Annotated in this window: 8 protein-coding genes; 4 read left to right on the forward strand and 4 right to left on the reverse strand. The window is 63.3% G+C overall.

Annotated features, from left to right (window positions below):
- Nucleotides 1-256: 256 nt before the first annotated feature.
- The 4 genes from FHN83_RS05985 (at nucleotide 257) to FHN83_RS06000 (ending at nucleotide 21,291) form a co-directional block, all read left to right on the forward strand.
- Nucleotides 257-16,444 (forward strand): BapA/Bap/LapF family large adhesin, encoded by a 16,188-nt coding sequence (locus FHN83_RS05985; protein ID WP_139563466.1) that lies wholly within the window; start codon nucleotides 257-259, stop codon nucleotides 16,442-16,444.
- A gap of 77 nt (nucleotides 16,445-16,521) precedes the next feature.
- Complete coding sequence (locus FHN83_RS05990) at nucleotides 16,522-17,922, forward strand: TolC family outer membrane protein (RefSeq protein WP_039030048.1); 1,401 nt, start codon at nucleotides 16,522-16,524, stop codon at nucleotides 17,920-17,922.
- A complete protein-coding gene (locus tag FHN83_RS05995) occupies nucleotides 17,919-20,111 on the forward strand; it encodes a type I secretion system permease/ATPase (protein ID WP_139563467.1) in 2,193 nt (730 codons plus the stop codon). Before FHN83_RS05990 ends, FHN83_RS05995 begins: the two co-directional genes overlap by 4 nt.
- Before the next feature lie 10 nt (nucleotides 20,112-20,121).
- Nucleotides 20,122-21,291 carry an HlyD family efflux transporter periplasmic adaptor subunit gene (locus FHN83_RS06000; protein ID WP_139565423.1) on the forward strand — a complete coding sequence of 390 codons (1,170 nt, stop codon included), beginning with the start codon at nucleotides 20,122-20,124 and terminating at the stop codon, nucleotides 21,289-21,291.
- Between the two features lie 142 nt (nucleotides 21,292-21,433).
- Here the strand turns inward: FHN83_RS06000 and FHN83_RS28165 are convergent, their stop codons facing one another.
- Genes FHN83_RS28165 through FHN83_RS06015 form a run of 4 tightly spaced genes read right to left on the reverse strand, consistent with a single transcriptional unit; the run spans nucleotide 21,434 to nucleotide 23,701 of the window.
- On the reverse strand, nucleotides 21,434-21,580 hold the full coding sequence (locus FHN83_RS28165; protein ID WP_176556475.1) for a hypothetical protein: 147 nt from the start codon (nucleotides 21,578-21,580) through the stop codon (nucleotides 21,434-21,436).
- Nucleotides 21,581-21,583: 3 nt separating this feature from the next.
- Nucleotides 21,584-22,291: a T6SS immunity protein Tli3 family protein gene (locus tag FHN83_RS06005; protein ID WP_139563468.1), complete on the reverse strand. Its 708-nt coding sequence runs from the start codon at nucleotides 22,289-22,291 to the stop codon at nucleotides 21,584-21,586.
- A gap of 3 nt (nucleotides 22,292-22,294) precedes the next feature.
- The gene (locus FHN83_RS06010) at nucleotides 22,295-23,002 is read right to left on the reverse strand and encodes a T6SS immunity protein Tli3 family protein (RefSeq protein WP_139563469.1); all 708 of its coding nucleotides are present in this window, start codon (nucleotides 23,000-23,002) and stop codon (nucleotides 22,295-22,297) included.
- A gap of 3 nt (nucleotides 23,003-23,005) precedes the next feature.
- Nucleotides 23,006-23,701, reverse strand: coding sequence for a T6SS immunity protein Tli3 family protein (locus FHN83_RS06015; RefSeq protein ID WP_139565424.1), 696 nt, complete (start codon nucleotides 23,699-23,701; stop codon nucleotides 23,006-23,008).
- Nucleotides 23,702-23,704: the final 3 nt, after the last annotated feature.

Here is a 23,704-nt window from a genome sequence, read left to right on the forward strand (position 1 = left end):
ATCACGAATTCTCGCCATTATTTAAGACAAGGATTTTACCACCAAAAATATATTCCCAACCGAATTACCCATTAAGAAGCTAGGGCTATATACCGCTGCCACCATCGCTATATCGGCAGCCCGTAATCACTTTTAAATAATTACCCTGGGTCACTGTTTTAAATAAACACTTTCCCTTCGGGTGGAGCTCAATCTGCTGAAAAGAAATGGCTAAAAATGCGCGCCATTTCACTGCACACTGCCGGGAGTAACACACATGAGTAAAATCACTGTCATCTCCAAACTGACGCACGTGGAGACGGTAACCGACGGGTCTCAGGTGACACTGAACGACTCCTCCATCGTGAAAATTAACGCCGAACGGGCCGACATTCTCGAGTACAACCGCAACGGTAACGACCTGATTATTAAGCTGGTCGATGGCGAAACCATTACCGTCAAAAATTTCTATGTCAGCGGAGATCAGGGCATCAGCCAGCTGGTGCTGGAAGAGAATAACGGCGCGCTGTGGTGGATTGCAGACCCGATGGCAGGGGAAAGTTACCAGTCGATTGCTTCCATTGACGCCCTGCTGGCGGGCACTACCGCATCAACAAGCGAAGGCGCGGCGATCTGGCCGTGGGCGCTGGGCGGGGTGGCGGTTGCAGGGGGTATTGCCCTGGCCGCAGGTGGCGGCGGCGGCGGTGGCGGCGGTGGGAGCGACAGCGACGGCGGCAATAACAACGGTGGTGGCGGTGACAACGGCAACGGCAATGGCGGTAACCCAACCCTGCCGGGCACCGACCCGAACGACACCACGCCGCCGGGCGCGGCAGGCAACCTCAGATTCTCAGCAGACGGCACTAAACTTAGCGGGAGTGCCGAAGCCAACAGCACCATCACCGTGACCGATGCCAACGGCAACGTCATCGGCCGTGGCCAGACCAACGGCAACGGTGAATTCACCGTCGATCTCGGCAAGCCTTACACCAACGGCGAGACCGTCACCGTCACGCCGACCGACGGGGCAGGCAACGTCGGCCCGGGCACCCCGGTGACCGCCGCAGACACCACCCCTCCTGTCGCGCCGGTCGTTGCCAGCGTGACGGATGACGTGGGCAGCGTAACCGGATCGCTCACCAGCGGCCAGACCACCGATGACGCCCGCCCGACCTTTAGCGGCAGCGGCGAACCGGGTTCCACCATCACGATTTACGACAACGGCAACGCCATCGGCACCGCGCAGGTGAACACCGACGGCAGCTGGACCTTTACCCCGGCCACCGCACTTGGCGACGGGGCGCATCAGATTACCACCCGGGCTACCGACAGCGCGGGCAATACCGGACCGGCCTCCCCGGCCTTCAGCCTTACCGTTGATACCGTCGCGCCGAATGCGCCATCTGGCGTGACGGTGAATGACACCACCGGCAGCGTGCAGGGGCAACTTACCGCCGGGCAGAGCACCGACGCCAACCGCCCTTCCCTCAACGGCACCGGCGAGGCGGGCAGCACCATCAGGATTTATGACAACGGTCAGCTGGTAGGCCAGGCCACCGTGGGCGAGGACGGCAAATGGAGCTTCACGCCGGATAACCCGCTTGCCGACGGGCCGCACGCCATCACCCTGACGGAGACCGATCTGGCGGGCAACACCAGCGCCGCCTCCGAGCCGTTCGCCTTCACCATCGACCGCACGCCTCCGGCCCTGCCGACCATCAGCCTGATCCCTGGCGGCACCGAGGTCATCGGCACCGCCGAGCCGGGCAGCACCATCACCATCACCAACGGTGCAGGGCAAGAGATTGGCACCGGTATAACCGATGCTAACGGCGAATTCCGGGTGGAGCTCAGCGAAGCGCAAACCGAGGGGAATACCCTCAACGTGGTGGCCACCGATGCCGCCGGGAACGCGAGCCAGCCCGCTAACGTAGTGGTGGGCGATGTTACCCCGCCTCTCGCCCCGACCGACCTTGCGATCTCAGAGGACGGCTCCAGCGTCACCGGCAGGGCCGAAGCGGGCAGCACCGTCACCATTCGCGACGGCGATGACGTGATCGGCAGAGGCGTGGCTGATGCCGACGGTAACTTCGATATCATCCTCTCCACCCCAAGACTGAACGGCGAAGAGCTGGCGGTCACCGCCACCGATGCGGCGGGCAATACCGGGCCGGAAAACACCGTGACCGCCCCGGACGTCACCCCGCCTGAGGCCCCGGTCATCACAAGCGTAGTGGATAACGAGGACGACATCACCGGCGTGGTTCTCGACGGGCAGGTCACCAACGACACCCATCCGGTCATCAGCGGCACCGGTGAACCGGGCACCACCATTTACATCTACAGCGGCGAGGATCAGGTTGGTTTCGCCGAAGTGGACGCCGAGGGCAACTGGTCTACCGAGCTGCTGCTGGTCGACGACGGCGGCTACGTCCTGCGGGCGGAAGCGGTTGACCGTTACAACAACCACAGCCAGCCGTCCAACACCTGGAGCATCATTGTCGATGCCACCGCGCCGGACGCCCCGGCCATTACCCAGGTGATTAACGATCTGCCTGACTCCGCTGGGGTGATTACCAACAACAGCACCACCAACGACAACCGCCCAACCCTGTACGGCACCGGTGAGGCCGGGTCAACCATCAGCATTCGCGTGGACGGCGTGGAGGTCGGCACCGCGCAGGTGGGCAACGGCGGCGAGTGGAGCTTCACCCCCGCCACCGCCCTTGAGGATGGTCCGCACGACATCAGGGTGGTGGCGAAAGATGCCGCCGGTAACAGCAGCGCCGAATCCGGTGCCTTTACGTTAACCGTGGATACCACCGCCCCTGAGGTGCCGGTCATTACCCGGGTGGAAGATAACACCGGCAGCGTGCAGGGCGATGTGACCAACAACGTGCCGACCGACGAAACCCGTCCGGTGATCCACGGCACCGGCCCGGCAAACTCGCAGATCAGCCTCTATGAAGGCACCACCCTGCTCGGCACCGTTACCACCAATGGCGACGGCGTCTGGAGCCTGCAGCTGGCCACCCCGCTGGTAAATGGCACCCACGCGATCGTTGCCACCGTCACCGACGCGGTGGGCAACACCTCCACCTCGGAGAGCTTTAACCTGGTGGTGGATACCCTGGCTCCGGGCACCCCGGCGTTGCCGACGATCACCGTCAACCCTGACGGCGGCGAGCAGCAGCCTCTCTCCCCCGGCGGCAGCACCCGCGACACCACCCCAACCCTGAGCGGTACCGGCACTGAAGGGGATGTCGTCACCATCTACAACGGCACCACCCCTATCGGCGAAACTACCGTGCAGCCGGACGGCACCTGGACCTGGACCCCGCCGGACGGGCTGCCGAATGGCACCTACGATCTCAGCCTGACCGTGACCAACAAAGACGGCGCGGGTAACGAGAGCGCCCCGTCGCAGTCGGTGAGCATCACCATCGATACCGAGGCCCCGGACCAGCCTGACGCCCCGGTCATCACCGATAACGTCAGCGAAATCACCGGCCCGGTGGGCAACAACGGCGCGACCAACGACACCCGCCCGGTGATCAGCGGCACCGGCACCCCGGACGACATCATCAGCATCTATGACCAGACCGCGGCGGGCAACGTCAAGGTGGGCGAAGCGGTGGTCGACGTCAACGGCAACTGGAGCTGGCGTCCTGCCGATGAACTGGCCCAGGGGCAGCACAGCTTTACCGTCACCGCCACCGACGAGGCGGGTAACGTCTCGGTGGTCTCTAATACCGTCACCGTGACCGTCGACAGCCAGATCCCGGCGATCCCGACTATCGGCAGCGTGGATGACAACGTTGGCCCTGTCACCGGCAACATCCCGGCGGGGAGCAGCAGTAACGGCAATACCCCGACCGTGACCGGCACCGGCGAAAACGGCACCACCGTGATCCTTTACAGCAACGGCGTGGAGGTCGGGCGTGGCCTGGTCACCAACGGCAGCTGGAGCATCACCACCCCGGAACTGAAAGATGGCCCGACCACCCTGACCGTGGCGGCGGTGGATGCCGCCGGCAACGTCAGCGGTCAGGGCAGTGATTTTGCCTTCACCGTCGACACCGTACCGCCGGGGATCCCGCAGCTGCTGGAGATCTCCAACAGCATCCTCGCCGACGGCACCCTGTACGTGAACAACGCCACCCCAACCCTGAGCGGCAGCGGTGAGCCTTTGAGCACCATCACCGTCTTTATCGACGGCAATTCCGTGGGCCAGGTCCAGGCCAACGCCGAGGGTCAGTGGACGCTGCCGCTGCCTGAGGGCACCGTGCTGGCGAATGACAACCACACCATCACCGTGGTGGCGAGCGACGCGGCGGGCAACACCAGCGAAAGCACCCCGGTCAGCGTGGTGGTGGATACGCTGCCACCGGCCGATCCGGTGGTCACCGGCATCGTCTCCGGCGGCACCCCGCTGAACGGCACCGCCGAAGCGGGCTCCACCGTGACGGTAACCGGCCCGGGCGGCGTGGTGCTGGGCACCGGCGTCGCTAACGAACAGGGGGAATTCTCCGTCGCCCTGACCCCGCCGCAAAGCGACGCGGTGACCCTGAGCGTGACCGCCAGCGATCCGGCGGGCAACGTCAGCGATGCGGTGGACTTTGATGTGCCCGCCACACCACCACTGCCTGCGGTTCCGGTCATCAACGAGATCCTGGATGACAACGGCACCGCTGGCGACGTGAACGTCAAGGGCGGCAGCTCCAACGACACCACCCCAACCCTCACCGGTACCGCCATTGCGGGCAGCCTGGTGACCATCTACCTCGACGGCAGCGCTACGCCGCTGGGCACCGTCACCGCCGACGCCGAAACCGGGGCCTGGACATTCCCGATTGAAACCGCCCTGAGCGCAGGCAACCACAGCTTCACCGTCACCGCTACCGTGGGTGCGGAAACCAGCGGCCAGTCGCCGGGGGCGACGGTCAATATCGATCTTACTGCGCCAACCGCTCCGGCGTTTGGCACCGTCATTGACGACGTCGGCACCGTTTCGGGCGCTATCGTTAGCGGCAGAGCGACTGACGATGACCTGCCGACCTTCAACGGCACGGCGACCCCGGGGGATGTCATCACCCTCTACTCGGGGGATACCGTGCTCGGTACGGCAACGGTGGGCAACACCGGGGCCTGGAGCATCACCCTCGCCCAGCCGCTGGACGACGACACCTACAGCCTGACCCTCACCGCCACCGATCCGGCGGGTAACGAGAGCCCGCGCTCGGCGCCGTTCACCCTGGTCGTGGACACCACCGCGGGCGAAGTCCTGATCACCGGCGCTAGCGACAACGTCGATCCGGTCAGCGGCAACGTGGCCGACGGCGGCAGCACCAACGACAACACCCCAACCCTGACCGGCACCGCGGAAGCGGGCAGCAGCGTGGCGATCTACGATGGCATTAAGCTGCTTGGCACCGTCACCGCCAGCGCCCAGGGCACCTGGACCTTCACCCCTACCAGCGTGCTGGCGGAAGGTCAGCACGTCTTTACCGCGGTCGCCACCGACAGCGCGGGCAATGTCACCCCGGTATCAGGAACCTACACCCTCACCGTCGACATGACCCCACCGGCCACCCCGGCGATCGTCAGCATTAGCGATGACGTGGAGGGCAGTACCGGCCTGCTGACCAACGGCCAGGTCACCAACGACACCCGCCCGGAACTGACCGGTACCGGCGTGGCGGGCAGCACCGTGCATATCCTGGATAACGGTCTGGAGATCGGCACCGCGCTGGTGAGCTCTACCGGCAACTGGAGCTTTACCCCTGCCAGCGATCTGGCGCCGGGGCCACACGACCTGCGCGTCAGCGCCACCGATGCGGCTGGCAACGTCTCGGGCACCTCGCCGGTCTTTAGCATAAACATCGATACCGCCGCCCCACTGGCACCGGTACTGCTCACCGCCGTGGATGATGTCGGCACCACCACCAGCACCCTGGCAAGTGGCGATACCACTAACGACGCCCGCCCAACCTTCACCGGCAGCGGCGAAGTGGGTGCCACTATCCATATCATTGTCGACGAGCAGGAGATCGGCACCGCTGTGGTGAACGCCACGGGCAGCTGGACCTTCACCCCTGAAGCACCACTCGGGGAAGGCACCCGCAGCATCCGCTTTACCGCCACCGACACCGCCGGGAACACCGGTGAGGCCAGCGAGCCGTTTATCCTGACGGTGGACACCGTTGCCCCTGCGGCACCGACCCTGACCGCCATCAGCGATAACGTCGGCCCCATCCAGACGCCGATCGCCACCTCCGGCCAGACCACCGACGACACCACGCCGACCCTGACCGGCCGCGCCGAAGCCAACGCCACGGTCACGATCTACGACAATGGCGCGGTGCTAGATACCGTGCAGGCTAACGAAACGGGCGACTGGACGTACACCCCAGCCGAGGCCCTCAGCAGCGGCAGCCACACCTTTACCACCCGCGCCACCGACGCGGCGGGCAACCTCAGCGAGCTCTCGCCGGGCTTCACCCTGATTGTCGATACCCTGAAGCCGGTTGCGCCAACCATCGCGCTGGCCCAGGACGACGTCGCCCCGGTGACCGGCTCCCTCACCAGCGGGAGCAGCACCAACGACAACCTGCCGGTGCTCACCGGCACCAGCGAACCGAACGCCCGGGTGCAGATCTTTGAAGGAGATACCCTGCTCGCCGAAGGCGTGGCCGATGCCAGCGGCAACTGGTCCATCCCGCTCACCGAAGCGCTCAGCGATGACCAGCATACCTTCACGGCGGTGGCGATCGATGCGGCAGGCAACGCCAGCGATCCGTCTGCTACCTTCATCCTGACGGTGGATACCGTGACGCCAGAAGCGCCGGTGCTGGTGTCGGTCACCGATGACGTCGGCACCACCGTAGTGCTCGATAACGGCCAACTGACCAACGACGCTAACCCGACCCTGCGCGGCACGGCGGAAGCCGGGTCGACGGTGAGCGTGTATGACGGCACCACCCTGCTGGGCACCGCCCTTGTCGGGGCCGACAACGCCTGGATCTTTACCCCGCTCAGCCCGCTGGGTGACGGGGAGCATACCCTGACGGTGACCACCACCGATGCGGCAGGCAACGTCAGCCCGCCGACCGGCGGATTTGTGATCAACGTGGATGCCACCGCCCCGGTTGCCCCAGCCATCGTCTCGATTGTGGATGACACCGGCTCGGTACAGGGGCCAGTCCTCAGCGGCGCTCCGACCAACGACACCCGTCCGACCCTCAACGGCACCGCCGAAGCGGGTGCCATCGTGCGCATTTACGACGGCGACACGCTGGTGGGCGAGACCATCGCCAACGGCGAGGGCCAGTGGACCCTGACCCAGACCACTACCACCCTCACCGACGGGGTGCATAACTTTACCGCCACCGCCACCGACCCGGCGGGCAACATCAGCCCGGCGTCGCCGGTGACCTCCATCACCGTTGACACCATCGCCCCGGGGGCACCGGACAGCTTCACTATCCTCAATAACGGCAACACCCTTACCGGCCGGGGCGAAGTGGGCAGCACCATCACCGTGCGTGACGGCGACACCGTAGTGGGTACCGGGGTAGTCAATGACGACGGTAGCTTCTCCCTCACTCTCACCACGCCGAAACTGAACGGCGAACTGCTGACGGTAACGGCCACCGATATCGCCGGGAATACCGGCGCGGAAGGTCAGGTAACCGCGCCGGACACCACGCCGCCGGCCGTTCCGGTGATTACCGACGTGGTGGACAACGTGACCGACTTCACCGGCACCGTTAACGACGGGCAGACCACCAACGACAACACACCGCTGGTGCGCGGGACCGGCGTTGCCAACGCCACCATCCTGCTCTACAGCGGCACGGAACTGATTGGCACCACCCAGGTCAGCGCGGGCGGTACCTGGGAGATCCAGCTTACGGCCCCGCTGCCTGATGGCGGCCACGTCCTGACCGCGCAGTCGGCGGACGCTGCGGGCAACAACAGCGCGCCGTCCAACAGCTGGAGCATTGTGGTTGACGCCACCGCCCCGGACGCGCCGGTCATCACCCAGGCGATCAACGATCTCTCCGGCACCCCGGTGGCGATCGGTAACAACACCGCCACCAACGACACCCGGCCAACCCTGAGCGGTACCAGGGAGGCGGGCACCACCCTCAGCATCCGGGTGGATGGCGTGGAAGTGGGTACCACCCAGGTGGGGGCGGGAGGCGAATGGACCTTTACGCCTGAGGATCCTCTCGGTGAGGGGCTGCGGGTCATCACCGTGGTGGCGAAGGACGCCGCGGGCAACACCGGCGAGCCGTCCGTAGCCTTTAACATCACCATCGATACCGTGCCGCCTGCCGCGCCGGTTATCACCCTGGCGGAAGACACCACCGGCACCGTGACCGGCGACGTAGTCAGCGATCAGCCGACCGACGAAACCCAGCCGCTGATCCGCGGCACCGGCCCGGCGAATTCGCAGATTAACCTCTACGAAGGCACCACGCTGCTCGGCACCGCCACCACCAGCGCCACCGGGGCATGGAGCATACAGCTCGCCACCCCGCTGGGGAACGGCACCCACGCCCTGACCGCGACGGTGACCGATGCGGCGGGCAACACCGCCACCTCCGGCACCTTCAACCTGGTGATTGATAACGTGCCGCCTGCCACGCCGGACATCCCGGCGATCACCGTCAACCCTGACGGCGGCGGCGAAACCACCCTCACCGGCGGAGGCAGCACCCGCGATACCACCCCAACCCTGAGCGGCACCGGGAACGAGGGCGATATCGTTACCATTTACAACGGCACCGATCCTATCGGCCAAACCACCGTCCAGCCGGGCGGGACCTGGACCTGGACGCCGCCGGATGGGCTGCCGAACGGCACCTACGATCTCAGCCTGACCGTCACCAACAGCGACGGCGCGGGCAACCAGAGTGCGCCATCCCAGCCGATAAGTATCACCATCGATACCGAGGCCCCGGATGCGCCGGAACTGCCGGTGGTCACGGATAACGTCAGCGACATTACCGGCCCGGTTGATAACAACGGTGCCACCAACGACACCCGTCCGGTGCTGAGCGGCACCGGCACGCCGGACGACGTCATTACCATCTATGACCAGACCACAACCGGTAACCTCGCGGTGGGCGAAGTGGTGGTCGACATCAACGGCAACTGGACATGGCGTCCGGATCTGCCGCTGAGCGAGGGTTCCCACAGCTTCACCCTCACCGCCACCGATCCAGCAGGCAACGAATCGCCGGTGTCGGGCGCCATGACCGTCACCGTCGACAGCCTGGTGCCGGATATCCCGGTTATCAGCAGCGTCAATGACAACGTCGGTCCGGTCACCGGCAACGTCACGGCGAACGGCAGCAGCAACGACAACACCCCGACCGTGACCGGCACCGGGGAGAACGGCACCACGGTCATTCTTTACAGCAACGGCGTCGAGGTGGGACGCGGCCTGGTGAGCGGCGGCACCTGGACCATCACCTCGACGGCGTTGAGAGATGGCCCAACCACCCTGACCGTGGCGGCGCTGGATGCCGCCGGGAACCGCAGCGAGGCGGGGAGCAACTTCGCCTTTACCCTCGACACCGTACCGCCGGCTATCCCGCAGCTGCTCGACATCTCTGACAGCACCCTGGCGGGCGGGCAGCTCTACGCCAACAGCAGCACGCCAACCCTGAGCGGTACCGGCGAGCCGCTCAGCACTATCAGCGTCTATGCCGACAACACGCTGATCGGCGAGGTACAGACCAACGCCCAGGGCCAATGGACGCTGCCGGTCCCGGCCGGGACGCCGCTCACCGATAACCCGCACACCTTGACCCTGGTGGCGAGCGATGCGGCGGGCAACACCAGCCAGAGCACGCCGGTGAACGTGATTATTGATACCCAGGCACCGGGCGTACCGGTGGTGACCGGGATTGTCTCCGGCGGTACGCCGCTGAACGGTACCGCCGAAGCGGGCTCCACTATTACGGTGACCGGCCCGGGCGGCGCGGTGCTGGGCACCGGCGTCACCAACGATCAGGGGCAGTTCTCCATCGCCCTGACTCCGCCGCAAAGCGACGCGGTCACCCTGAGCCTGACCGCCAGCGACGTGGCGGGCAACGCCAGCCTGCCGGGATCCTATGAGGTTCCGGCTACGCCAGCCCTGCCGGACGTGCCGGTTATCGACGCCATTGTGGATGACAACGGCACCGGCGGCGGCGTTAACGTGAAGGGCCTCAGCTCCAACGATGCGACGCCAACCGTGACCGGTACGGCGATCCCGGGCAGCGTGGTCAGCGTGTATCTCGACGGCAGCACCACGCCGCTGGGGACCGTCACCGCCGACGCCACCACCGGGGCCTGGTCGTTCCCGATTACCACGGCCTTGGCTGAAGGCAATCACAGCTTCAGCGTCACCGCCACCGTGGGCGCAGAAACCAGCGGCCAGTCGCCGGGGGCGACGGTGAATATTGACCTCACCCCGCCTGCCGCACCGACTCTCGGCAGCCTGGTGGACAACGTCGGCACCGTGACCGGATCGGTGGTCAGCGGCACGCCGACCAACGACAACCAGCCAACCCTGAACGGCACCGCGACGCCGGGCGACGTGATCACCATCTACTCTGGTGACACCGTCCTTGGCACCGTACCGGTGAGCGCCACCGGGGCGTGGAGCTTTACGCCGCCAGCAGCGCTGGACGATGGCACCTATACCCTGCTTATCACCGCCACCGATCCGGCGGGCAACCAGAGCCCGCCTTCTGCACCGTTCTCGCTGGTGGTGGATACCGTGACGGCGACCCCGGTCATCACCGGTGCCAACGATGACGTCGGGCCGGTGACCGGCAACGTGGCCAGCGGCGGCGTCACCAACGACAACACCCCAACCCTCTCCGGCAGCGCGGAAGCGGGCAGCAGCGTGTCCATTTATGAAGGCACCCGTCTGCTCGGCACCGTGGTCGCCAACGACAGCGGGATCTGGAGCTTCACCCCAACGGTGGTGCTGGCCGAAGGCTTGCACAGCTTCACCGCTATCGCCACCGACGTGGCGGGCAACGTCAGCACCGCGTCCGGGGCCTACACCCTGACCGTCGACATGACGCCACCGGCAACGCCTGTACTGGTGAGCGTTAACGACGACGTGGCGGGCAACACCGGGGTGCTGGTCAGCGGCCAGCTCACCAACGACGCCCGTCCGGAGCTGATCGGTACCGGCGTGGCGGGCAGCACCGTGCACATTCTGGATAACGGCCAGGAGATCGGCACCGTGCTGGTGGACGGCACCGGCAACTGGCGCTTTACCCCGACCAGCGATCTGGCCCAGGGGCCGCACGAGCTGCGCATCAGCGCCACGGATGCCGCAGGCAACCTGTCGGGCACCTCCCCGGCCTTCTCCCTGACCGTGGACACCGTCGCCCCGCTGGCACCGGTTCTGGCAACCGTCGTGGATGACGTCGGGACCGTCACCGGCCCGGTGAACAACGGCGGCGTCACCAACGACACCCGCCCAACCTTCAACGGCACCGGCGAAGCGGGCTCCATCGTGAGCATTCTGGTTGACGGCCAGGCGATCGGCACCGCGGTGGTTAACGCCTCGGGAAGCTGGACCTTCACCCCGGACACCGCCCTCGCCGAGGGGCTGCGCAGCGTCACCCTGACCGCCACCGATCCGGCGGGCAACACCGGGCCTGCCAGCGCCGCCTTCACCCTGACGGTGGATACCACCGCCCCGACGGCTCCGACCATCGTGGCGGCGGCCGATAACGTGGGCAGCATCCAGACGCCAATCACCGTCTCCGGCCAGGTGACGGACGATGCGACCCCAACCCTGACGGGCCGCGCGGCCGCCAGCGCCACGGTGACCCTCTATGACAACGGCGTATTGCTTGGCACCGTGCAGGCCAGCGCCGCAGGGGACTGGACCTTTACCCCTGAGAACGCCCTCGGCAACGGCAGCCACACCTTCACCGCCAGCGCCACCGACGCGGCAGGCAACCTGAGCGAAGCCTCGGCGGGCTTCACCCTGATTGTCGATACCGTCAAACCGCTCGCGCCGGTCATTACCCTGGCGCAGGATGACGTCGGCACCGTAACCGGATCGCTGATTAGCGGCCAGCGCACCGACGACACCCTGCCGGTGCTCACCGGGACCAGCGAAGCGAATGCCCGGGTGCAGGTCTTTGAAGGCGACACCCTGCTGGGCACCGCTACCGCCGATGCCAGCGGCAACTGGACCCTCCCGCTGACCACGCCGCTCACCAACGCCACGCACAACTTTACGGCGGTGGCGACGGATGCGGCGGGCAACGTCAGCGATCCGTCCAGCACCTTCAGCCTGACGGTGGATACCCTGCCGCCAGCGGTGCCGGTGCTGGTATCGGTCGTGGATGACGTCGGCACCGTAACCACGCTCACCAGCGGCCAGTTGACCAACGACGCGAAACCGACCCTCAGCGGCACGGCGGAAGCGGGTTCGACGGTGAGCATTTACGACGGCGCCCTGCTGCTTGGCAGCGTGGTCGCCGACGCCAACAGCGCCTGGAGCTTTACCCCGGCGAATCCGCTGGCCGACGGCCTGCACAGCCTGACGGTGACCGCCACCGACGCGGTGGGCAACGTCAGCCTGGCGACCGCGGGCTTTACGGTTAACGTCGATGCCACCGCCCCGACCGCGCCGGTCATCACCTCGGTGGTGGACGACGTGGGCACCATTCAGGGGCCGGTGCTCAACGGCAATCCGACCAACGACACCCGTCTGACCCTCAACGGCACCGCCGAAGCGAACAGCGTGGTGCGCATTTACGACGGCACCACCCTGGTGGGCGAGGTGACGGCCAACGCCCAGGGTCAGTGGACCCTGGCGCAGACCACCACCACCCTCACCGACGGGGTGCATAACTTCACCGCCACCGCCACCGACGCGGCGGGCAACCTGAGCGCGGCGTCACCGGTGACGGCGATCACCGTAGATACCATAGCCCCGGGGGCACCGGGCGGCTTCAGCGTGCTGGAGAGCGGTGGCCGGGTTAACGGCACCGCCGAGGCGGGCAGCACCGTCACCATTCTCGGCACCGACAACGTCACCGTGCTGGGAAGCGGCGTGGCCGACGCGAGCGGGCGCTTCAGCATCGCGCTTACCACGCCGCAGGTTAACGCCGAGCTGCTGCACGTCTTCGCCACCGACCGGGCCGGTAACGCGGGCCTGACGGTGGATCTGCGGATGCCGTACTCGGTGATCCCAACGGCACCGGTTATCACCAGCGTCAACGACAACGTCGGCAGCATCATCGGCAATCTGCTTAACGGCCAGAGCACCGACGACACCACCCCAACGCTGACCGGGACCGCGCAGCCGCTCTCCACCATCACTCTGTACGACAACAACGTGCTGTTAGCCACGGTGACCACCAACGCGGCCGGGGTCTGGACCTACACCCCAACCGTGCCGCTGGGTAACGGCTCCCACGCCTTTACCGCCACCGCGGGCAATGCGGTCGGCACCAGTCCGGTCACGCCGCTGAGCACGGTGATTGTGGATACCGTTGCGCCGGGCACGCCGCAGGGAACCTTCAACGCCGACGGCAGCGTTCTGAGCGGGACTGCCGAAGCGGGCAGTACCATCACCCTGCTGCTGAGCGATAACAGCGTGGTCACCACCACCGCCAACGCCCAGGGCGGCTGGAGCTACACCTTCCTCGACAAGCAGTCCGAAGGGGAGCGGATCACCCTTTCCGCCACCGATGCGGCGGGCAACACCTCCGCGACCGGGACGGTGATTGCGCCAAACCTGCCGCTGTCGGCCAGTGACAACGTGGTGGGTCTGGCCCTGACCACCAACGCCACCACCAGCACCGCCCAGTACAGCGACTACGGCGTGCAGCTGGTGGGCGGCGTCGGCAACGTACTGTCGCTGCTGGGAGATAACTCCGCCCAGGTGACCTTCACCGTGCCAACCGGCGGTAGCGCGGATATGGAGATCAACGCGAGCGCCACCGGCATCGTGCTCTCCCTGCTCAACACCCTGGAGATCATTGTCCAGCGCTGGAACGGCACCACCTGGACCACCGAAGTGGATACCGGCCTGCCGCAGTTCGCTAACCTGCTGACGCTCGGGGCCAGCGGCGTCACGCTGAACCTCACCGGGATGCAGGGCGGGCAGTACCGCGTCCTGAGCTACAACTCCAACCTGCTGGCGACCGGGTCCTACACCAGCCTCGACGTGGACGTGGTTCAGACCACCGCGGGCACCCTGAGCGGCTCGCTGGTGACAAGCGGTAACGTCATCACCGATACCGATCCGGTCAGCGGCAGCGACAGCGCGCCGAACGGCACGGTGGTCACCAGCATCACCAACGCCAGCGGCGTCACCGTCAACGTGGCGGCGGGCGCGGCGGGCACCACCATCAACGGGCTCTACGGCACCCTGACCCTGCACGCGGACGGGAGCTACACCTACACCCTGACCAACACCAGCGCCTCGGTGCTGGGCCGGACCGACACCTTCACCTACAACATCGCCGGGAAAGGAGCGACGGACGACGCCCGCCTGGTGATCACCCTGGGTGAAAACACGGTGCGCAACAGCGTGACGGCGGTGGACGATACCGCCTCCCTGACCTTTGGCACCGAAGTCCACGCCATCGACTACGGTCCATCGAGCCAGGGCGGCTTTACCGTAGTGGGCGTCAACCTGGGTAACGTGCTGAACCTCAACCTGCTGGACGATCGCAGCGAGAGCGTGAAGTACAGCGTGGCGGAGGGCACCACCCGCACCATGACCATTCAGAGTACGGTGGGTGGGGTTGCTCTGGCCTCGGTGTTTGACCTCTATATCTACAAGTTCAACCCGGCGACCCAGAGCTACGAGCGGATGCGTACCGAAGCAGGCTGGCTGCGCGCGCCGCTGCTGGGCGGCTCCTCAGCGCCGCTGACCCTGACCCTGCCGGCCGGGGATTACATCTTCCTGTTGAACACCGTCTCGGGGATCACCGCCCTGACCGGCTATCGTCTGAACGTGCTTGAGGACCACGTTTATGCCGTGACCAGCACCACTGCCGCCACCACCGGGGACGTGTTGCAGAGTGACATTGTTCCGGCAGGCACCCATGTGACCCAGGTGAACGGCGTGGACGTGAACGCCACCGGCACCACCCGCATTGACGGACAGTACGGCACCCTGCTGATCGACGCCGACGGGAAATATACCTACACCCTGCGTGCCGGGGTGGGCGCGGACCTTATCAGCACGCCGGACACCTTCGTCTATACCGTGACGGCACCGAACGGCGATAAGGACACCGCTTCACTCAACATCACCCCGACGCCAGTGGCGCTGGATGCGGTCAACGACGTCAGCCGTGAGATGGTGGTGGATGCCACGCCGCAGGTCGCCGCCTATCGCGATGATACTGTGGGTGTTGCCACCTGGAACGCGGCCCTGCTGGCCTCTACTTCAGGCCGGGGCAGCGGCACGTTTGAGGTGGCGGCCAACACCGCCCTGCATGACGTCGTCCTCCACTTTAACGTCGCCTCCCTGTTGTCGCTGGGCGGCCTGAATGTGACCTGGACCATTACCGGGGCAGGGGTGACCCGAAGCGGTTCCTTCAACGGCGGTCTGCTGCTGGGGGGCACAGCCACCATCAACCTCCCGGATCTGGATCTGAACGCCGGGACCTACACCCTGAGCTTTACCGGGTCTATGGGTCCGCTGGGGGTTGGCCAGATCTCCATCACCCCTTACGTCACCGGTACCACTCTGTACCTGAACAATGAGCTCACCACCGCGGGCCACACCGTCACCGGCAATATCTTCGACGGTACGGATTCGCTGGGCGTGCTGGATCAGGTGCATTCGGTGGACAGCCGTCTGAGCATTACCGGCTATAACGGCACCACCACAACGCTGGATCCGTACACCACGGCCACCGCCACCGCCACCGTTCAGGGGCATTACGGCGTGCTGACCATTGGGGTGGACGGCAACTACACCTACGCCCTGAACAGCGGCGTGTCGCTGGCATCAATGACGAGCAAGGAGACCTTTACCTACAAACTGACCGGCGATAACGGCACCTCCGATACCGCCACCCTGACCATCAACATGGCACCGAAATTTGTCAGCTCGGAGCATAACGATACCTTCACCGGTAGCGCCTATGGCGACACGCTGATTTACGAAGTGCTGAACAACACGGCGGGGAACGGTACGGCAGGCAACGGCGGCAACGACCACTGGACCAACTTCTCACTGACACAGGGAGACAAGATCGATATCAGCGATCTGCTGGTGGGCTGGAACGGTGATAACGCGACGCTGGGTAACTATTTGCACGTCACCAACAGCAATGGCAATACCGTGATCTCCGTCGACAGAGACGGAGCGGCAAATACTTACACGAATACTACACTTGTAACACTGGATAACGTTCAGACAACCTACGAGGAGCTGGTTAACCAGAATCATATCATCACCGGATAGCGCTAATAACAAGACCCGGGCGCCTGTCGCCCGGGCTTAACATTATAAAGTTGTTCAGTTTTTTTAGGGATAATGCCATGAACAAAGTACCTTGCTGGTGGCTTGGGTGCTGCCTGTTGTCTGCGCAGGTCCTGGCCGCCGACTCGCCTGCGGTCATCAGCTTTGGGCAATTAAATGAAGATCGGGAGCTACCCGCCCTGGACGGACGGGTCGCCCTGCCGACCAGCCAGGCCGCACCCGGTACCTTAACGCTGGGCGATGCGGTGACCCGCGCCGTTAACTGGCATCCCACCATTCGCGAAGCGGTGGGCAAACTTTACGAACAGATCCAGCAGGTGGATGTCGCCAAATCGAAATATTACCCGCAGATCAGCGCCGGGTTAGACAACGGCTACAGCAACAACTCCAGCGATACCGGCTTTACTCCTTCCGTGGTGGTCTCCCTCTCCCAGATGCTCTATGACTTCGGCAAGGTCGCCAGCCAGGTGCGCGCCGAAGACGCGGGCGTGGTCCAGCAGCAGGCCAACGTTCTGCTGAGCATCGACACCATCGCCCGGGACACCGCCACCGCGCTGGTGCAGGTGCAGATGTGGCAGCAGATGGTGGAGACCGCTCAGGAGCAGCTTGAGGCGCTGGGCGCCATTGGCAGCCTGACCCGCCAGCGTAACGACGAAGGGGCAACCTCGCTCTCGGACGTGGTGCAGACCGACGCCCGTATCGAAGGGGCGCGCTCGCAGCTGATGCAGTATCAGGCCAACCTCGACAGCGCCCGCGCGACGCTGATGAGCAACCTCGGCTGGAGCAACCTGAACGGGGTCAGCAACGCCTTCCCGGAAAAACTCACCCGCAGCTGCGACATCAAAGAGCCGGACGACCGGCTGGTGCCTGCGGTGCTCGCCTCCTGGGCGCAGGCCAACGTGGCGCAGGCGAACCTCGATTACGCCAACGCCCAGATGACCCCCACCGTCTCCCTTGAGCCGCAGGTGCGTCACTACATGAACAACCGCTACCCCGGCCACGACACGCTGGACAAAACCCAGTACAACGTCTCGGTGAACGTCGAGATGCCTATCTACCAAGGCGGCGGCCTGAACGCGCGGCGTAATGCCGCCAGCCACGCGGTGGAGGCGGCGCAGTCCAATATTCAGCGCACCCGGCTGGACGTGCGGCAAAAGCTGCTGGAGTCCAAAAGCCAGGTGATGAGCCTGATGAGCACCCTGCAGATCCAGTCCCGCCAGGAGACGCTCAGCCAGCGCACCCGCGAGCTCTATCAGCAGCAGTATCTGGATCTGGGCTCCCGCCCCCTGCTGGACGTGCTGAACGCCGAGCAGGAGGTCTACCAGGCCCGCTTTACCCAGTGGCAAACCGCCGGGCAGCTTCGCCAGCTGCAGATCAACTGCCTGTATAACACCGGGCGGATGCGCAATGCCTTCGGCCTTGAAAACCACACCATTCAGTCAGTGGAGATCCAGCCATGATCCGAGACGATATCCTTTACGAGGACACACTGACGCAAGAGGCGCTGGAGCACTGGGCGCAGGCGTTTGGCTATGTCGCCACCCGCTACCGGGTGGCCTGCTCCCCCGGCGCGCTGGTGGCCGGTGCCCCCTGGCTGCAGGGTAAAAGCAAAATCCCGGCGCTGACCGGGCTGGCTCGCGAGGCAGGGCTCTCCTTTCAGCTGCTGACCAACGGCCAGGAGTCGATCAACAGCTGGCGTCTGCCGGTGGTGGTGGAGCTGGATGACGGCAAGATCGGCGTCATTGAGCACTTCGACGGCGAAGATATGCTGGATGTCTGCTTCTTCGACGGCAAGGCGCAGACCAACCGCATCTCGCTGGCGAAGATGTTACCGGCCATTCACCAGGTGGTGGCCCTGCGTCCGCTGGCGGCGCTGAAAGACAGCCGCGTGGATGCCTATATCTCAAAGTACCGCCCGGACTGGCTCTACCGGCTGGTGATGCGCGACCTGCGCCCGTACACCTACGTGATGCTGGCGGCGCTATTCATCAACCTGCTGTCGCTGGCGGGTATTCTGTTTTCGATGCAGGTCTATGACCGGGTGATCCCCGCCCAGTCCTACCCCACCCTGTACGTGCTGACCATCGGGGTGCTGATCGCCACCCTTTTCGGTTTTATTTTGCGCATTGCCCGCTCCCACATTATGGATCTGCTGGGCAAACGCGCCGACATGCGCGTCTCTGACCGGGTATTCGGCCACGCCCTGCGCCTGCGTAACAGCGCGGTGCCCCGCTCCACCGGCAGCTTTATCTCCCAGCTGCGCGAGCTGGAGCAGATCCGCGAGATGGTCACCTCCTCGACCATCTCCACCATTGTCGACCTGCCCTTCTTCTTCCTGTTCGTGATTGTGCTGGCGATCATCGCCCCGTCCCTGGCGTGGATCGCCCCGGTGGCGGCGGTGCTGATGGTGCTTCCGGGCCTGCTGCTGCAGAAAAAGCTGGCGGCGCTGGCGAAGCAGTCGGCCCATGAATCGACCCTTCGCAACGCCGTGCTGGTGGAGAGCGTGCAGGGGCTGGAGGATATCAAGCTGATGCAGGCGGAGAACCGCTTCCTGCAACAGTGGAACAGCTACATTCAGATCACCGCCGAGTCGGGCCTCAAGACCCGCGAGCTGACCCAGGGCTTAATCAGCTGGGGGATGACCATTCAGAGCCTGGTCTACACCGCGGTGATTGTGGTGGGTGCCCCGATGGTGATCGAAGGTGAAATGACCACCGGTGCGGTGGTGGCCGCCTCGATGCTGGCCTCACGGATGATCGCCCCGATGGCGACCCTCTGCGGCGTGCTGGCCCGCTGGCAGCAGGTGAAGGCCGCCAAAGAGGGGCTGGACAACATTATGCAGCTCCCCACCGAGAACCAGCGCGAAGAGACGCCGATCCGCCAGGACGTGCTGCGCGGCCACTACTTCTTCGATCAGGCGCAGTTTGCCTACGCCGGTGAGGTGCAAACCCCGGCGCTGCGCATCAACCGCCTGGAGATCAAACCCGGCGAGCACGTGGCGATCCTTGGCCGTAACGGCGCGGGCAAATCAACCCTGCTGCAGGCGATGGTCGGCGGGATGGATCTGATCGGCGGCGAGCTGCGGCTCGACAACCTCAGCCTGCCCCATCTCGACATGGCGGACGTGCGCCACAACGTCGGCCTGATGAGCCAGAACGCGCGGCTGTTTTATGGCACCCTGCGCGAGAACATTACCCTCGGGATGCCGCGCGCCACCGACGAGGAGATCTTTGCCGTGCTGGAGATGTGCGGCGCGGCGAGCTTTGTGCAGAAGCTGGCGAAGGGGCTGGATCACCCGATTATGGAGAACGGCGTCGGGCTCTCCGGCGGCCAGCGCCAGTCGATTTTGCTGGCGCGTATGTTCCTGCGCGATCCCAACGTCGTCCTGCTGGACGAACCGACCGCCTCGCTGGATGAACACACTGAACGGGAATTTATCCAGCGTCTGGGCCAGTGGCTGGGCAACCGCACCCTGATCGTCGCCACCCATCGCGTACCAATGCTGGAGCTGGTGGATCGCGTGGTGGTGCTGAAAGAGGGAATGCTGGTGATGGACGCGCCGAAGGCGCAGGCGCTGAGCAACAGCCGAATGCAGCAGCAACAGCAGGCGAATGGCCGGGAGTGGAAAAATGAAAACCAATCAGCGTGACGTTGCGGCGATGGACGACCTGGATAACGCCCTCGGCTCCGAGAGCGGCTATACCGGGGCAAGAAGCATTGTGTTATTCAGCCTGCTGCTGTTTGTCGCCGCCGGGGTGTGGGCGTGGTTCAGCATTCTGGATGAGGTCTCCACCGGCACCGGCAAGGTGATCCCCAGCTCCCGCGAGCAGGTGTTGCAGTCCCTCGATGGCGGGATCCTCGCCGAGCTGAAGGTGCACGAAGGCGACCAGGTGCAGGCCGGTCAGGTGCTGGCGCGCCTCGACCCGACCCGCTCTGAATCCAACGTCGGCGAAAGCGCCGCCCGCTACCGCGCGTCGCTGGCCTCCAGCGCCCGTCTGCATGCGGAGGTGAACGATCTGCCCCTGACCTTCCCAGCGGAGCTGAAGAAATGGCCCGATCTGATCGCGGCTGAAACCCGGCTCTACAACTCCCGCCGCGAGCAGTTAGAAGACTCCCGTCGCGAACTGCGCCAGGCGCTGGAGCTGGTGAATGCCGAGCTGGCTATCACCCAGCGTTTAGTGAAAACGGGTGCCGCCAGCCACGTCGAGGCCCTGCGTCTGCAGCGCCAGAAGAGCGACCTGGAGCTGAAGCTCACCGACCTGCGCTCGCAGTATTACGTTCAGGCCCGGGAGGCGCTGTCCAAATCGAACGCCGAAGTGGACATGCTCTCGGCGGTGCTGAAGGGCCGTGAAGACTCGGTGACCCGCCTGACGATGACCTCCCCGGTGCGCGGCATCGTGAAGAACATCAAGGTGACCACCATCGGCGGCGTGATCCCGCCGAACGGCGAGGTGATGGAGATAGTGCCGGTGGACGACCACCTGCTGATCGAAACCCGCCTGTCGCCGCGCGACATCGCCTTTATCCACCCCGGCCAGAAGGCGCTGGTGAAGATCACCGCCTACGACTACGCCATCTACGGCGGGCTGGACGGCGTGGTGGAGACCATCTCCCCGGACACCATTCAGGATGAAGCCAAACCGGAAGTGTTCTACTACCGGGTGTTTATCCGCACCAGCCAGGATTATCTGGTGAACAAGGCGGGCAGGCACTTCTCGATTGTGCCAGGGATGATCGCCACGGTGGATATCAAGACCGGCGAGAAATCGGTGATGGATTATATGATCAAGCCGTTTAACCGTGCGAAAGAGGCGTTAAGGGAGCGATAGCGGAGGTAAAGGCAAAACGGCAACCTTGTTGCCGTTTTAAGTGTTTGCTCCCTCTCCCGGTGGGAGAGGGTCGGGGTGAGGGCATCAGGCAGCACCGTGGCGACCGCCGGGTGGCGGCTACGCCTTACCCGGCCTTAGGCCACTAGCCTGGGTTGTAGATCCCTGCAGTGGACTGTGCCGTCTCTAAATTTGCCAACAGCGCCACGGTAATGAAGTGACCTTTACTGTTCATGTAACGAGGGATTACTTCGGCGATATCCATCGCGACGACGATAAAGATTCCTTTCATCTCTTATCGCCCCACATCCATGTCACAGCGCATACGATCCCAGCCGGTATAGTTTTTCACTTCGGGGACTGTATCGGGTAAATCCTGCCAGTTCGTTTTAAGTTGTTGCGAACTGCCTTCAAGCCCTTGCTTAGTCATGTAGATCATCCCCCAGGACCAGCCAGGAGATTGGGGTTCCAGTTTCCCGTGTACATTATTTCCCATACCGTCATCGACGGTATATTTAATCCCAGGTCCACCAGGCAGAATACGCGGATCTTCAAACGGCTTTGACGACATATAGAGCCGATGTTTGGTCTGCAAAAAGCCCTGATCGTTGACAACGGTAAAAGATACGGCATCTTCGGCAGGCGCTCTGTTATCCCCGTTCGGTTCATTATGTCCGGGAGCAAAGCCAACCGCCCTCCAGGTTTCGCCATAATCTTTCGAAACAAGGAATCCATCTACCTCCCAGTTTGGGATAGAAATATAACGTTCTGAAGGATGAATAAATTTGCGGGTGAATATTCGATAAAACTGAAAGTAAGGCTGTGAATGAATGCCACGCTTTGTATCGGTATACCAGAGCTCTCCCTGACAATCCCAGCCTTTGAGTTCCAGATAGCGATGGTTATCGAACCGATAAACCACCTGAGTCGGCGGCTCTTTCGCGATACCCTTCGCAGTCAGTAGAATAGTCATCACTGCGAGAACAGCACATAATCCTTTCATCTCTTATCGCCCCGCATCCATGTCACAACGCATACGATCCCAGCCGGTATAGTTTTTCACTTCAGGGACTTTGTCGGGTAGGCCCTGATAGTTTACTTTAAACTGGGCCGTATCATCTTTTAGAGCTTGTTTAGTAATATAATCCAGCCCCCAGGCAAGGCCAGAAGAGCCAAGTTTCAGTTTCCCATGTACAGTGCCTCCCATACCATCGTCTACAGTATATTCAATGCCTGGGCCGCCAGGCAGAATACGCGGATCTTCAAACGGCTTTGACGACATATAGAGCCGGTGTTTGGTCTGCAAAAAGCCCTGATCGTTGACAACGGTAAAGGACACGGCATCTTCGGCAGGCGCTCTGTTATCCCCGTTCGGTTCATTATGTCCGGGAGCAAAGCCAACCGCCCTCCAGGTTTGACCATAATCTTTCGAAACAAGGAAGCCATCTACCTCCCAGTTTGGGATAGAAATATAACGTTCTGAAGGATGGATAAATTTACGGGTGAATATTCGATAAAACTGAAAGTAAGGCTGTGAATGAATGCCCCGCTTTGTATCGGTATACCAGAGTTCCCCTTCACAACCCCACCCCTTAAGCTCCAGGTAACGATGATCATCAAACCGATAAACCACCTGCGTAGGTGGCTCTTTCGCCAAACTATTCGCAGTCAGTAAAATAGTGGCCACTGCGAAAACTATACATAGTCCTTTCATCACTTATCGCCCCGCATCCATGTCACAGCGCATCCGATCCCAGCCTGTGTAGCCTTTAACTTCAGGTACTTTGTCGGGTAGGCCCTGATAGTTTTGTTCATGGCTTACCACTTTTCCTTCAAGCCATCCCTTTGTGAAGTACACCATTCCCCATTTCCAACCGGGAAAGTCTGGGCTTATTGACTGGACGGTTCCATCTTCAAGGGTGTATGTGATACCTGGACCACCGGAGACAACGCGTGGATCATCAAACGGCTTTGACGACATATAGAGCCGATGTTTGGTCTGCAAAAATCCCTGATCGTTGACAACGGTAAATGATAATACGTCTTCGGCGGGAGCGTAATCATCACCATTTGGTTCATTATGCCCTGGAGCAAAGCCAACCGCCCTCCAGGTTTCGCCATAATCTTTCGAAACAAGGAAACCATCCACTTCCCAGTTTGGGATAGAAATATAACGTTCTGAAGGATGAATAAATTTGCTGGTGAATATTCGATAAAACTGAAAGTAAGGCTGTGAATGAATGCCCCGCTTTGTATCGGTATACCAGAGTTCCCCTTCACAACCCCAGCCCTTTAGCTCCAGGTAACGATGATCATCAAACCGATAAACTACCTGCGTCGGCGGCTCTTTCGCGAAGCTATTCGCAGTCAGTAAAATAGTGGCTACTGCGAAAACAATACATAATCCTTTCATCAT

The organism is Leclercia adecarboxylata, from assembly GCF_006171285.1.
In the GTDB taxonomy this organism is placed as follows: Bacteria; Pseudomonadota; Gammaproteobacteria; order Enterobacterales; family Enterobacteriaceae; genus Enterobacter; species Enterobacter barmai.